The sequence below is a fragment of the Sporichthya sp. genome, assembly GCF_013815995.1.
In the GTDB taxonomy this organism is placed as follows: Bacteria; Actinomycetota; Actinomycetes; order Sporichthyales; family Sporichthyaceae; genus Sporichthya.
The window spans coordinates 1-11,960 of record NZ_JACDFE010000138.1 but is presented as its reverse complement, the minus strand read 5'-3'; the positions used below and the strand labels follow the sequence as shown (position 1 = coordinate 11,960).

Below are 11,960 nucleotides of genomic sequence, written 5' to 3'. Positions count from 1 at the left end.
CGGCCAGCGTGCCCCAGGCCGGGTCGTAGGAGTGGTCGTCGTTGGGGGCCACCAGCGCGGCCCAGTCCGGCACCGTCGCGGCCGTTCCGTCCACCCGGGGCGCCGGGACCGGGGCGCAGTCGCCGTCGGGTCGCGGTCCCACCGACCGGGCGCCGGAGTTCAGGGTCAGCCAGCCGTCCAACGGACACGTCGTGGGCTCGACCGTGCGCACCGAGAGCGCACCGAGCGCGGAGTCGCGGGCGAGCAGCCACAGCCCGGGGGTCGGGATCTCGCCCTGGACGTCGGACCAGCGCAGGCCGGGGACGCCGACCACGACGACGGCGGGGGTGGGTGCCCCGTCCGGGAACACCGGCGGGTGGCTGGTCACGGCCGCCGACTGCAGGCCGGGCAGGTTGACGGTGGGCAGGGCAGTACCGGACGGGCCGGTCTCCAGCAGCCCGAAGGTCCCGGCGACGGCGAGGGCGGCTAGCGCAGCCCCGCCCACCCGCCGGAGCGTGCCCACCCTCGATCCCCTCGATTCGCTCGCGTGCCGATTGCCGTTCACCCTAGGGGCGAGCCTTAGCCTGAGGACGTGAGCGATCCGATGAGCCTGGCCGCGGCGGGTACGTCTGGGCTCGCGGTGATCTTTGCCGCCGGTGCCCATCTGCGCCTGCGCCGGTTGCGCAAGGCCTGCTCCCTATTGCAGGGCGACGCCGAGCACACTTCATTCATCGTCGCCGTCTCCCGGCAGACCGCCGAGATCGAGCGGTTGCGGGCCGAGGTGGCTCGCCTGCACCGCGAGTTCGACCAGTTCCGCGTCGCGCTCGACGAGTCCATCCGCCGGGTCGCGGTGCTGCGCTACGACGCGTTCGGCGAGATGGGCGGCCGGCTGTCCTGGTCCGTCGCGCTGTTGGACGACCATGCCGACGGCGTCGTGCTGACCGCGCTGGTGAACCGCTCGGAGAGCCGCTGTTACGTCAAGACGATGCGTCGCGGCGTCCCGGACATCCGGCTCTCGCCGGAGGAGATCCAGGTCGTCGACGCCGCGCTACGCCCGGGTACCCGCAACGGCTCGGTCCGCATCCCGAGCCCCACCAAGGCCCCGGTGTACACCGACCGCTGACGGCTCGTCAGGTCATGGCGTCCGTGCCGGGCGGGATCCGCACGATCAGGGCCTTCGGCTCCACCACGATCGTCATCTCCTTGCTCGGCTCGAGCAGGTCGCCGTCGATCTCGCGCGGCCACACCCGGTCGCAGGCGAGGTGGATGCGCCGTCCGCGGAAGTGCTCGATCCGCGAGGCGCGGGCCTTCGGTCGCCGCCCGGCGACGTGGAAGGCGAGCATCAGCCAGTGCCGCAGGGACTTGGGCACCAGCACCGCGACGTCGAGGATGCCGTCGTCCGGCACCGCCTCCGGCATCAACACCATGCCGGCCTGCAACTTGCCGACGTTGCCGATCACCACGCCCCGCGCGCGCAGATGGACCGGCTCGGCGTCGTCGACGGTGATGGTCACGTGGGCGCGACGGTCGAACAGGTGCCGGGCGCCCGAGACCGCGTAGGCGGGCCAGCCGATCCGCTTCTTCAGCTTCTCCGGGGCGTCCATGATCATCGCGGCGTCCAGGCCCATGCCGGCCATCACCGCGAAGCGGTGCGTCTCGTCCACCCGGCCGACGTCGATCTTGCGGTCCACCCCGCCCAGGCCGACCCGCAGGCAGGCGTCCCGGTCCGGGGGCAGCTGCAGGTTGCGGGCCAGCAGGTTGCCGGTGCCGGCCGGCAGGATCGCCAGCGGGACGCCGGTGCCGGCCAGGCCGGAGAGCACGCTCATGATCGTGCCGTCGCCGCCGCAGGCGAACACCACGTCGGCGCCACCGTCGGCGGCCGCCTTCGCGTGGCCGTGGCCGAGCTCGTCGAGCCGGGTCTCCAGCCACCAGGGCGTGTGCCAGCCGGCTGCGGCCAGGTAGGCGGTGACGGCGAGGCGCTCCTCCTCCATGTCCGCGACCTTGGTCGGATTGACGATCACCGCGGCCCGGCGCCGGTCTGGCAGCGGGATGTCGTCCATCGCGATCGGGCGCTGCTCGAAGCTGCCGCCGAGCAGGACGTAGCGGGTGGCCACCCCGACCGCCAGCCCGCCGGCGGCGACCGAGGCCGCGATCTCCTCCAGCCGGTACTCACCGAGGTAGAGCTGACTGACCGCGACGCCGAGGACGAGGAACCACGGGGCGACGCTGCCGATGCTGCGCCGGACCGGGGTGCGCAGCCGCCGGCCCAGCACCACGGAGATACCGCCGTAGGTGGCCGCGGCCAGCCCGGAGGCGGCGGCCGGGAAGCTGGTGCCTGGCACGGCCGCACTGGCCACCACCAGCGCCAGACCGGCGATCAGCATCGCGCTCAGCAGGAAGATGCTCTCCCGCCAGCGCCGGAAACCGACCCGCATGCCGGCGACGATGAGCACCACCGGCGGCACGGCCACCGCGGCCGTGCCGAGGGCTTCGACCGAGCGGGCCAGGCCGCGCCAGCCGCCGCGGGCCTCGTAGGGCCACTCCGGCCCGGGCCACTCGTGCATGACCAGACCGACCACGGCGAGCACCGCAGTCAGCACGACGACCGGCACGCAGAGGCGTCGGACGAGGCGCACCAGGTCGGGCGTCATGTGGGGAAAAGTACCCGTCAGAGGTGGTGTCCCCCCACTCGCGCGCTCCGGTGGCGTGATCGTATGAGGGCGTGAGCGCAAACGTGGGACGACCGCGGGCCGTGGCCTGCGACCTGGACGGCACGTTGTTGCGCAACGACCTGACGGTGTCCCCGCGCACCCGCAAGGCGCTGGCGGACGTCGAGGCGGCGGGAATTCTGTTGGCCTTTGTCACCGGCCGCCCGCCGCGGTGGATCCACCCGGTGGCGGAGCAGACCGACCACCGCGGTCTGGTGATCTGCGCGAACGGGGCGCAGCTCTATGACCTGCACACCGAGAAGGTCGTCGAGGAGGACCTCATCAGCCCGGAGATCCTCGTCCAGGCGATCGGGATGATCCGCGGCGCGGTGCCCGGCGTCACCTTCGGGATGGAGTACGGCGACCTGTTCGCCTACGAGTCCGCGTTCCCGATGGAGGACAAGTGGTCCAGCCCGGACCACCGCAAGGTGCCCGCCTCGGAGTTGCTGGGCCGGCCGGGCGCGAAGCTGATCATGCGCCACGAGGTGCAGAGCTCGGACGAACTCGCCGGGGTGATTCAAGACGTGGTCGGCGGGCTGCTCGAGATCACCCATTCCTCCTACCGGGGACCGGCCTTCATTGAGGCCTCCGCCGCCGGGGTGACCAAGGCGACCGCGCTGGCCCGGCTCTGCGCGTCCAAGGGAATCGGGCCCGAAGACGTCGTCGCCTTCGGGGACATGCGCAACGACCTGCCGATGCTCGGCTGGGCGGGCCGGCCCTACGCGATGGCCAACGCGCACCCCGAGGTGCTGGCGGCCGTGGGGAACCACGCGCCCAGCAACGAGGACGACGGCGTGGCCGTGGTTCTCGAGGAGCTGCTCAGTCCCTGAGCGAGTTCTGATGGTCCGTCAGGCGCGCAACAGGTCGATGGCGTGCTGCCGGCGCAGACCGGACCAGTTACAGGTACTGGCCCTGGCCGCCGCCACCCATCGGCAGGGCGCTGGGGTCCATCGCGACCTGCGGGCCGCCGGGGAGCTGGCGGCGCATCTGCTCCAGTTGGGCGCGGGCGGCCATCTGCTGGGCGAACAACGCGGTCTGGATGCCGTGGAACAGGCCCTCCAGCCAGCCGACCAGCTGCGCCTGCGCGATGCGCAGTTCGGACTCGCTCGGCACCTGCCCCTCACCGAACGGCAATGAGAGCCGGGACAGCTCGTCGACCAGCTCCGGCGCGAGGCCCTGCTCGAGCTCCTTGATCGTGGAGTGGTGGATCTGCGCCAGGCGGGCCCGGCTGGCCTCGTCGAGCGGGGCGCTCTTCACCTCGTCGAGCAGCTGCTTGATCATGCTGCCGAGGCGCATCACCTTGGCCGGCTGCTCGACCATCTGCGTGATCGACTGCTCGTCGGTGCCGTCGTCCGGGGGACCCTCGACGGCCATCCCGGCCGGGGTCACCACCAGCACCCGTTGGTCGGTGTTCTCTTCGGTCTGCTGCTCGGTCCCCTGGCCAGGTCGGTTGTGGTCACCCGTGTGTGGCTGCGCGGTCATGTGCGGTTCCTTTCCTCTGACGCCCTAACGCTCAACGGTGAGCAGGACCTTCCCGACGTGCTCGCTGGCCGCGACGACGCGGTGCGCCTGAGCGGCCTCGGTGATCGACAGCACCCGGTCCACCACGAGGCGCAACCCGCCCGAGGCGATCAGCGGCACGACGTGCTCGGCGACGGCGGCCACGATCGCGGCCTTCTCTGCCACCGGCCGCGCGCGCAGCGAGGTGGCCAGCACGGCGGCCCGCTTGCCGAGCAGGGTGCCGAGGTCGAGTTCGGCCTTGGTCCCGCCCTGCATTCCGATCACCACCAGGCGCCCGTTGACCGCCAGAGCGCTCACGTTGCGCTCCAGGTACTTGGCGCCCATGTTGTCCAGGATCACGTCGGCGCCGCCGGCTGCCTTCACGGCGGAGACGAAGTCGTCGTCGCGGTAGTTGATCAGCAGGTCCGCGCCGAGCTCGGCGCAGCGCTTGAGCTTCTCGGTGCTGCCGGCCGTCACCGCGACCCGGGCCCCGGCGGCCTTGGCCAGCTGGATCGCCGTGGTGCCGATGCCGCTGCCCCCGCCGTGCACCAGCAGCAGTTCGCCCGGGCGCAGGTTCGCCAGCATGAACAGGTTCGACCAGACCGTGCAGGCGACCTCGGCGAGGCCACCGGCCTCGACCAGACTCATGCCCTCCGGGCGGGGGAACAGCTGAACGGCCGGGACCGCGACGCGCTCGGCGTAGCCGCCGCCGGCCAGCAGGGCGACCACCTCGTCGCCGAGCGCCCAACCGGTCACGTCCGGGCCCAGGGCCGAGATCCGGCCCGAGCACTCCAGACCCGGGTAGGGCGAAGCTCCGGGCGGCGGGTTGTACATGCCCTGGCGCTGCAGCAGGTCGGCCCGGTTCACCGCAGTGGCGGCGACGTCGATGAGGACCTCGCCCGCAGTGGGCTCGGGATCGGGGACCTCCGTCCACTGCAGAACCTCGGGCCCACCTGGCGCGGTGATCGTGATCGCGTGCATGGGCGGACGCTATCTCCGCCCCCGGGTCCGAAGCGTCGGCCGGGGTTAACGCCGGGTGGCCGGAGCCGGTCCGGCCGGTGAATCGAAACGGGATCAAAGTGGATCATGGTGAGTTTTGGGACAATTTGGACAAATGGGGTGATCGTTACGCATTGAGTCCGGTGTGACGGCAGATGAGGATGCTTCTCGTCCCGGGAATGCCGAGCCCTGGGATGCACGCCGAGGAGCCGGCGCGCTCGTCACACCACGAACGACCTCCGAGGGAAGTACATGACAGTCACCGTTCCACGGCTCCTACCGACGGGGGTGCTCACCGGCATGCTCGCCGGTGGGCTGGCGATGCCGGCCATGGCGCTGGGACACGACCTCGCCTCGCCGACGGTCACGATCGTCGGCGGCGTCACCACGATGGAGCTGACCGCCACCCAGACCGGCTCGATGTTCATCCAGAAGGGCGGTTCGCCCACTGCGCAGTTCCCGACCGAGGCGCCTGGGGTCGGCGACGCGGTCTCCTTCGAGGAGTCGCTGTACCAGGGCGCCACCCTGATCGGCACCGACAAGGGCGTGTGCACCTTCGAGTCCTTCGGCACGGCGGCCTGCAAGGTGATCGTCACCCTCGCCGACGGGACGCTGAACGTGGCCGGCCGGGTCGCCGAGGACGCCGAGGGCCCCAACGCCTTCGAGCTCATCAGCGGATCCGGGGCCTATGAAGGTGTCGACGGCGGGGCTAGCGTCGTGGACGTGGACGACACCCACTCGAGCATCACGCTGCGTTACACCGTGCCGGGGTCAGGGCCCGACCCGGTGCCGGAGCCCGTTGCGGCCGCCCAGGTCCAGGTCGTGCCGGTCGGCGGCGCGGCCGCCGGTGGTGGGCAGCGCGCCGGCAGTACGGACGGCGGCCTGCTGATCGGGGTCGGGATCGCGGCGGTAGCCGGCTCCATCGGACTCTTCGCTGCGGCCCAGGCGGCCGCTCGTCGGAACTGATCGGCCGGGTGGTGGCTCGCAATCGTGCGTCTCGGATCCTCACCGGACTCGGGCTGTTGATCCTCACCGGCGGTGTCTACACCGTCACGGTGGGCGTTGCCGCGCGCGCTGAGGCGCCCCGGGTTGAGGCGCCGTACGTGGCGTCGGCCGCCCGGCCGCCTGCGGATGTCGTCCCGCCGATGATCCCGCCGGAGGCCCTGAACCGCTCGCTGCCGGTGGCGCTTTCCATCCCCTCCCTCGGGGTCCGCAGCCCGGTCGGCGAGGTCGGCCTCGGACCGGACGGGCAGATCGAGGTCCCCGCGGTCGGACCGACCTACGACCACGCCGCCTGGTACCGCTACTCCCCGACGCCGGGGGAGCGCGGCCCGGCGGTGATCGAGGGTCACCTGGACACTCCGGAGGGCAAGCCGTCGGTGTTCTACGGGCTGGCCCTGCTGAAGCCCGGCGACTCCGTCGAGGTGGTGCGTGCTGACACCAAGACCCTCACCTTTCTGATCACCGAGGTGGCCCGCTACTCGAAGGCCGAGTTCCCGACCGAGGCCGTCTACGGCGACCTGGACCACCCGGGGTTGCGGCTGCTCACCTGCGGCGGATCGCTCGACTCCGCCGGCGATTACCAGGACAACGTTGTGGTGTTCGCCACCCTCGTCGCGGTGAGCGATCCGGTGGAGTCCGGAACCTCCGAGCGCACCGGTTACCGTCTGCACCCATGAGCCTGGACGCGTTCCCGGGGGCCCTCCGGGTCGAGGATTACGTCAAGCGCACTTACGACGCCTGCCTGCAGCACGGGCTGGTGTCGGAGAAGACCCTGGCGATGGTCGGGGTGTGCCGGGACGAGCTGACCGACGCCCTCACCGAGCCGATCCGTGCGGCCTGGGGGCCGCCGTTCCGGATGAGCGGGATGGCCGGGATGCTCTTCCTCGGCCAGGCCGGGCTGCGCGCCGCCCAGTTCCACGCGCCGGGTGCCGACGGCCGCCAGCGGTACGTGGTCTACGCGATGCCGCACATCGGGATCGACGACGACGGCCGGGTCGGCTACGTCCACCGGCCGGGCCAGGACGTCACGACCACCGCCTGCGGGGCATTGATGGCCTTCCGCTCGGAGTTGGAGTCCGGCCGGGTCAACAGCGAGGTCGATCCGTACGACCTCGAGATGAGCCTGATGCGCCAGCGCCTGCTGCGCTCCATCTCCTACGGGACCGTCCCGAGCATCGTGGGGCTGACCACGATCGCTCGCGACGTGATCCTGGACGACCTCGGGCGCACCGCGGCCCGGATGCACAGCTGGTCCGGGGCCGATATCGGGGTCTTCTCCGGCATCCACATCCATACCTCGGACGGGGATTACGTCCAGCCCGGGCACTCCTCGGTCCGAGTGGCCGGCAGCGGCGACAACCCGGTTGACATCTAGCCGCTCAGGAATGCGGGATTTCCGGGGACTCCAGAGCGACTGAATCGGTCCGCAGGAGGGAAGAACGCCCTGCGTCATGACCCGAGCCCACCGGCACTTACGGCTGCCCGCGGACGACCGGACTCCGGCCGTCGCGCGCGCAGCTGTGCGACAGGTACTGCTGGCCGGCGGCCGGGCGGACCAGCTCGATGAGGCGCTGCTGCTGGTCAGCGAGTTGTCGACGAACGGGATCGTGCACGCCGGGACCCCGGTGGACGTCGACGTGGTGGCCGACGAGACCGGGGTCACGATCACGGTCTCGGACCAGAAGACCGGCCTGGCCGGGATGGCGATCGGGGTGGGCAGCGGACCGTTCGACCTGATCGCCGCCGGTGGCGCGGAGCCGCCGAACGGGCACCTGGCCGCCGTGCCGGACCCGGTCTGGGACGACCCCACCGTCGAGCTCGAGGAGCGCGGCCGCGGTCTGCTGCTGGTGGACCGGCTGGCCAGTTCGTGGGGAACCAGCCACCACGCGACCGGCAAGAGTGTCTGGTTCCGGCTGGGGACCGGCAGCGGGCTGTCCGATGCGCCCGCGCACATCCTGGAACCCGCGGTCGAGCGGGTGCTGGAGTCCGTGCCCGACCCCGAACGCGAGGTCAGCGAGTGATGGTGACGCTACGTCAGGGCGAGTCGCCTAACGGAAGTGACTGCCCGTCGGATCCAGCCAGGTGTCACCGGACCGGGCCGCGGTGTAGATCGCCTCGACCTCGGCCATGTCCAGCCGGGCCGGGAAGCCCTGGAACCAGCGGACCAGTTGGCGGCGCGGTAGGACGTCCACCCGGTTCGGGATGTCGTAGAAGCGCACCTCGCCGACTCCGACCAGCGCGATCACCGGCCGGACGAAGACCCGCTGCCCGAGGGCCCCGGACAGCACACGGGCGCTACGCCAGGCCTGCGCCCGCGCCTCACCCAGGTAGGGCCAGGACGCGCCGTGGATCTTGATCTCATCGCCCATCACCTGGGCCTCGATCCGGTCCCGCGGGCCGTGCGGGTGATGCGCGCGGAAGCCCCTGGTGGCCAACGTGTAGACCCCCGGCGGGCCGATGACGAGGTGGCTGATCGCGGGCCGGTCGAGGCCGACCGGGACGGCGTGCAGGACCCGCCAGCGCGGCCCGAGCCGCTCCAGGTCCACGGCCACCTTGCGCTCGGCGTTGGCGGTCTCGCGCAGCCACGCCTCGCCGGTGCGGACACTGAGCAGTCGCTCGGCCCGGGAGCGCAGCGGGCTGGTGGCCCGCAGGTCGTGCGCCCGTTCCAGCGAGACCGCCCCGGGTGGGTTCAGGGCAAGGTCGGTCCCCGGGGTCGCCTCGCAGCCCAACGGGTTCCTCGCCATGTCCTCGAGTGTGCCCGGCGTAGGGCTCAGAACACCGCGACGGCGCGGGTTGGCGCGCCGTCGGCGCCGGCCAGCGGGAGCGGGAGCAGCCAGATCTGGGCACCGGTGGGCACCGCGTCGAGGTTGGTCAGGTTCTCCGCGATCACCGCGCCGGCCCGGGCCAGCAGGTGATGGCTCGGCAGGGCCGGGTCGCCCGGACGGTCGATGCTTGGCGCATCGATCCCGACGGTGCGCACGCCGGTGCCCAGCAGCAGCCGCGCCGCGGTCGGGTCCAGCCAGGGATGCTCGGCGTAGCGGGGCGTGCCCCAGTACTGCGACCACCCGGTGCACAGCAGCAGAACCGCGCCCTGGCGCAGATCGAGGTCGTCGAGGTCCTCGGCGCGGATCGCGCCCTCCTGCCCGCGCAGGTCGGCGACCACGGCCGGCCCGGTGAACCGCTCCAACGGGATCTGGTCGAGGGTCGGGAGCGCGTCGTCGACGTGGAACGGGGCGTCGACGTGGGTTCCGGTCTGTGAGCCCAGATGGACGCTGAGCAGGTTGTAGCCGTGGGTCACGGTGCTCGCGGCGGGCAGCAGCGCGACCTCGGGGTCGCCCGGCCAGACCGGCATGCCCGACGTGATCGGGTGGGAGAGGTCGAGCAACCTCACCCGCGGGGGGCGGTGGGGTAGGCGCGGTCGGGGTGGATCAGCACCGCGACCCGGCCCTCGTCGACCATCGCCCGGTCATAGGCGCCCCAGTCCTCGTGGGTGCCGCCGCAGGCGGTGAAGATCTCCCGCAGCAGCACGCGCAGCCGCTCGGCGTCGACGCCCGGCACCGGGTCCTCGGAGCCGATCAGCTGGGCGTCGCCCTCGACCACGGCGTACTCCCAGCCGCCGCGGACCGCCACGGTGATCCGTGGTCGCTCCCGCAGGTTCGCGGCCTTGCGGGTCCCGCCGACGGCGACGAAGCCGACCACCGGTTCCCCGGTGACCGGGTGGTCCAGCACGCCGGCGTTGACCAGCGAGGACTGGATGGTCCCGTTGGCCCGCAGCGTGGACACGATCGACAGGCCGGTGTCCTTGGCAACCACGCGGGCGAAGTTCGACAGATCCACCATGTCCCGACGCTATCGGTGTGACTCGTCCGAACGGCCGGGGCCAAGGTCGTCTGAGTCGGCGTCAACCGGTGGCGCGTTCTCGGACCCGAGCGGGCATAGTTGCCCGATGGACCACTACGCGGCCTTGGGGCTCTCGCGCGGTGCCGACAACGAGTCTGTGCGCACGGCGTACCGGGACGCCGTGCGGCGCTGGCACCCCGACCGGGATCCGCGCCCGGAGGCGGCGGCGAGGTTCCTCGCCGCCCAGCGGGCTTTCCAGGTGCTGTCCGACCCGAAGCGTCGGGTCGAGTACGACCGGGAGACCGCCAACGGCATCGGCGACCTGCTGCTGATCCCGCTGCCGTTCCTGCGGAAGCATGTCACCCGCCTGGTCAGGGGCGGCAACGCCGTCATCGCCGACATCGTCGAGCGTCGGCGCCAGCGGGAGCCCGGCCCCCCAACGGACTGACGGACGACGGACTGGCGGGCCCTCGTCCGAACGGCTGATGGCCGGACCCAACTAACGGCCACATCCGGTCCGAAATCGAGCGGATCGTGCAACCGACCGGGTAGCGACCGCGTCAATCTGTTACCGAGCGCGGCGGCGGGGGGTCGCCGGGCCGGGTCTAGCAGGGGGATCCGATGCGCGCTTCGCTCGTGGGTACGACCGTTCTGGCCGCGGTGGCCGCCGCGGTGGTGCTTCCGGCTGGTGCGGCGTCCGCCAAGAGCGACACCGAGGCGCCGAAGGTTGTCTCCGTCTCCGCTCCGACCGTGATCGGCAAGCGCACCGACGGCAAGGCGACGTTCACGGTCGACGTCAAGGCGACCGACAACATCGAGATCACCAAGGTCGGCGTCGGGCTGCTCGACGCGGCCGGCACCATGACCAAGCCCTACGGCGTCGGCTCGGCGACCACGCCGAATTCCGGCTACACCGACAACGGGGTCTGGCAGATCAAGGTCACGCTGCCCGCGAACTTCCCGCTCGGTGGCTGGAAGGTGACTGCGTATGCGCTGGACAGCACCAACAACTACTCGACCGGGCTCAGCCAGGTCCGCGACAGCCTGACGTTGAAGTGGGCCAGCCGGATCAACCGCTTCAATGCCGCCCCGGCGAAGGTGGCTAAGAAGGTAGCGGTCGTGGGCAAGCTGCAGCGCGTCGCGTCGTCGGGCTGGACCGCTTACGGCAACAAGGTCGTGACGGTGCAGTTCCAGCGGAAGGGCACCTCGACCTGGGCGACCCGTGGCACGGTGGTGACCGCCCCGAACGGGACGTTCACCCTGACCACCAGGTCCCCGGGCGCGGGCTCGTGGCGCGCGGTCTACGCCGGCGACTCGACCTTCGCGAGCGCGAGTTCCAGGGTGGACCCGACCGCGGCCAAGTAGCCCGCGCAGCACGACCAGACCCCGGAGCACCGGCGCCCTCGGGGCGGCCGGTGCTTCCGGCATTCACGAGGCGCCGACACCGCCCGCATCGCTGGGCCACGGCGGGGTAGTCCGACAGTCCGCCACCCGTCCCGTGAGGTGAGGCTGATGACCGCACGCCATGTCCGACCGGTTTCTCGCGATCTCCCGTCGACGCCGGACGACGCCCGGGACGCCGTCGACCAGTTGGACGCGAAGGTCGATGCCGAGGTGCGCGCGGCGGCCGTTGAGCTGTCAGGGTCGTCCGCCCCGGCTGCGGATCGCGCCCCGGAGAGCCCCGCGCCGGAGCCCCCGGACTAGACGCTTCTGTCCGGCTGGTAGCCCATGTGAACCTTTTCCTGCCGCCCCGCGTCGATGGACGTCGGGCAAGCAGGAATTGGGTACACATGAACGGGCACCGGGCTAGGGCGCGTCTCACGAGTCATTTGAGCCAGTCCAGGATCGCGGCGAGTACGACCGCGCCGCGGTAGATCACGGCGTGCTTGTCGTAGCGGCTGGCCAGGGCGCGCCAGTTCTTGACGCGGTTGA

At 71.6% G+C, this 11,960-nt stretch carries 15 protein-coding genes and 2 pseudogenes; 9 read left to right on the top strand and 8 right to left on the bottom strand.

Features of this window, described 5'->3' with window-relative positions; all coding sequences use genetic code 11:
• Positions 1-502, bottom strand: a pseudogene (locus H0X00_RS15435) (hypothetical protein); the annotation flags it as partial.
• Between the two features lie 69 nt (positions 503-571).
• Here H0X00_RS15435 and H0X00_RS15430 point away from each other — a divergent pair.
• Positions 572-1,102: a DUF4446 family protein gene (locus H0X00_RS15430; RefSeq protein ID WP_293772589.1), complete on the top strand. Its 531-nt coding sequence runs from the start codon at positions 572-574 to the stop codon at positions 1,100-1,102.
• A gap of 7 nt (positions 1,103-1,109) precedes the next feature.
• Here the strand turns inward: H0X00_RS15430 and H0X00_RS15425 are convergent, their stop codons facing one another.
• Entirely contained in the window at positions 1,110-2,630 is a 1,521-nt protein-coding gene (locus H0X00_RS15425; protein ID WP_293772587.1) for a diacylglycerol kinase family protein, read from the bottom strand.
• A 71-nt stretch (positions 2,631-2,701) separates the two neighbouring features.
• Between H0X00_RS15425 and H0X00_RS15420 the strand changes: the two genes are divergently transcribed.
• Positions 2,702-3,517 carry an HAD family hydrolase gene (locus H0X00_RS15420; protein WP_293772586.1) on the top strand — a complete coding sequence of 272 codons (816 nt, stop codon included), beginning with the start codon at positions 2,702-2,704 and terminating at the stop codon, positions 3,515-3,517.
• A gap of 67 nt (positions 3,518-3,584) precedes the next feature.
• Here H0X00_RS15420 and H0X00_RS15415 read toward each other — a convergent pair whose 3' ends face one another.
• Together H0X00_RS15415 and H0X00_RS15410 are read right to left on the bottom strand one after the other, a co-directional pair.
• Entirely contained in the window at positions 3,585-4,061 is a 477-nt protein-coding gene (locus tag H0X00_RS15415) for a bacterial proteasome activator family protein (RefSeq protein ID WP_367186654.1), read from the bottom strand.
• Between the two features lie 132 nt (positions 4,062-4,193).
• Positions 4,194-5,168: an NAD(P)H-quinone oxidoreductase gene (locus H0X00_RS15410; RefSeq protein WP_293772583.1), complete on the bottom strand. Its 975-nt coding sequence runs from the start codon at positions 5,166-5,168 to the stop codon at positions 4,194-4,196.
• Positions 5,169-5,438: 270 nt separating this feature from the next.
• Here H0X00_RS15410 and H0X00_RS15405 point away from each other — a divergent pair, with 270 nt between their 5' ends.
• From H0X00_RS15405 to H0X00_RS15390, 4 genes are all read left to right on the top strand, one after another.
• Entirely contained in the window at positions 5,439-6,152 is a 714-nt protein-coding gene (locus H0X00_RS15405) for a hypothetical protein (RefSeq protein ID WP_293772581.1), read from the top strand.
• 8 nt (positions 6,153-6,160) lie between these two features.
• Positions 6,161-6,865, top strand: a complete 705-nt coding sequence (locus H0X00_RS15400) for a class F sortase (RefSeq protein WP_293772579.1) — start codon at positions 6,161-6,163, stop codon at positions 6,863-6,865.
• The gene (locus H0X00_RS15395) at positions 6,862-7,563 is read left to right on the top strand and encodes a hypothetical protein (RefSeq protein ID WP_293772578.1); all 702 of its coding nucleotides are present in this window, start codon (positions 6,862-6,864) and stop codon (positions 7,561-7,563) included. Before H0X00_RS15400 ends, H0X00_RS15395 begins: the two co-directional genes overlap by 4 nt.
• A 76-nt stretch (positions 7,564-7,639) precedes the next feature.
• Positions 7,640-8,209: an ATP-binding protein gene (locus H0X00_RS15390; protein WP_293772577.1), complete on the top strand. Its 570-nt coding sequence runs from the start codon at positions 7,640-7,642 to the stop codon at positions 8,207-8,209.
• A gap of 27 nt (positions 8,210-8,236) precedes the next feature.
• Here the strand turns inward: H0X00_RS15390 and H0X00_RS15385 are convergent, their stop codons facing one another.
• Genes H0X00_RS15385 through H0X00_RS15375 form a run of 3 tightly spaced genes read right to left on the bottom strand, consistent with a single transcriptional unit; the run spans position 8,237 to position 10,028 of the window.
• Entirely contained in the window at positions 8,237-8,932 is a 696-nt protein-coding gene (locus H0X00_RS15385) for a nuclease-related domain-containing protein (RefSeq protein WP_293772575.1), read from the bottom strand.
• A 26-nt stretch (positions 8,933-8,958) separates the two neighbouring features.
• Positions 8,959-9,579, bottom strand: a complete 621-nt coding sequence (locus tag H0X00_RS15380; RefSeq protein ID WP_293772574.1) for a cyclase family protein — start codon at positions 9,577-9,579, stop codon at positions 8,959-8,961.
• On the bottom strand, positions 9,576-10,028 hold the full coding sequence (locus H0X00_RS15375; protein ID WP_293772572.1) for a pyridoxamine 5'-phosphate oxidase family protein: 453 nt from the start codon (positions 10,026-10,028) through the stop codon (positions 9,576-9,578). Before H0X00_RS15375 ends, H0X00_RS15380 begins: the two co-directional genes overlap by 4 nt.
• Before the next feature lie 106 nt (positions 10,029-10,134).
• Between H0X00_RS15375 and H0X00_RS15370 the strand changes: the two genes are divergently transcribed.
• The 3 genes from H0X00_RS15370 to H0X00_RS15360 all read left to right on the top strand — a co-directional run bounded on the left by H0X00_RS15370 (position 10,135) and on the right by H0X00_RS15360 (position 11,732).
• A complete protein-coding gene (locus tag H0X00_RS15370) occupies positions 10,135-10,476 on the top strand; it encodes a J domain-containing protein (protein WP_293772571.1) in 342 nt (113 codons plus the stop codon).
• Between the two features lie 173 nt (positions 10,477-10,649).
• Entirely contained in the window at positions 10,650-11,393 is a 744-nt protein-coding gene (locus H0X00_RS15365) for a hypothetical protein (RefSeq protein ID WP_293772569.1), read from the top strand.
• A gap of 147 nt (positions 11,394-11,540) precedes the next feature.
• Positions 11,541-11,732 carry a hypothetical protein gene (locus H0X00_RS15360; RefSeq protein WP_293772567.1) on the top strand — a complete coding sequence of 64 codons (192 nt, stop codon included), beginning with the start codon at positions 11,541-11,543 and terminating at the stop codon, positions 11,730-11,732.
• Positions 11,733-11,853: 121 nt separating this feature from the next.
• On the opposite strand, the pseudogene H0X00_RS23900 reads toward H0X00_RS15360, so the two are convergent.
• Positions 11,854-11,960: pseudogene (locus H0X00_RS23900) on the bottom strand (IS5/IS1182 family transposase); the annotation flags it as partial.

Coding starts and splice junctions, on each gene's coding strand:
- H0X00_RS15365 (WP_293772569.1), top strand. CDS start 10,650: ATGCGCGCTTCGCTCGTGGGTACGACCGTTCTGGCCGCGGTGGCCGCC.
- H0X00_RS15415 (WP_367186654.1), bottom strand. CDS start 4,061: ATGGCCGTCGAGGGTCCCCCGGACGACGGCACCGACGAGCAGTCGATC.
- H0X00_RS15390 (WP_293772577.1), top strand. CDS start 7,640: ATGACCCGAGCCCACCGGCACTTACGGCTGCCCGCGGACGACCGGACT.
- H0X00_RS15425 (WP_293772587.1), bottom strand. CDS start 2,630: ATGACGCCCGACCTGGTGCGCCTCGTCCGACGCCTCTGCGTGCCGGTC.
- H0X00_RS15375 (WP_293772572.1), bottom strand. CDS start 10,028: ATGGTGGATCTGTCGAACTTCGCCCGCGTGGTTGCCAAGGACACCGGC.
- H0X00_RS15410 (WP_293772583.1), bottom strand. CDS start 5,168: ATGCACGCGATCACGATCACCGCGCCAGGTGGGCCCGAGGTTCTGCAG.
- H0X00_RS15360 (WP_293772567.1), top strand. CDS start 11,541: ATGACCGCACGCCATGTCCGACCGGTTTCTCGCGATCTCCCGTCGACG.
- H0X00_RS15370 (WP_293772571.1), top strand. CDS start 10,135: ATGGACCACTACGCGGCCTTGGGGCTCTCGCGCGGTGCCGACAACGAG.
- H0X00_RS15385 (WP_293772575.1), bottom strand. CDS start 8,932: ATGGCGAGGAACCCGTTGGGCTGCGAGGCGACCCCGGGGACCGACCTT.
- H0X00_RS15395 (WP_293772578.1), top strand. CDS start 6,862: ATGAGCCTGGACGCGTTCCCGGGGGCCCTCCGGGTCGAGGATTACGTC.
- H0X00_RS15405 (WP_293772581.1), top strand. CDS start 5,439: ATGACAGTCACCGTTCCACGGCTCCTACCGACGGGGGTGCTCACCGGC.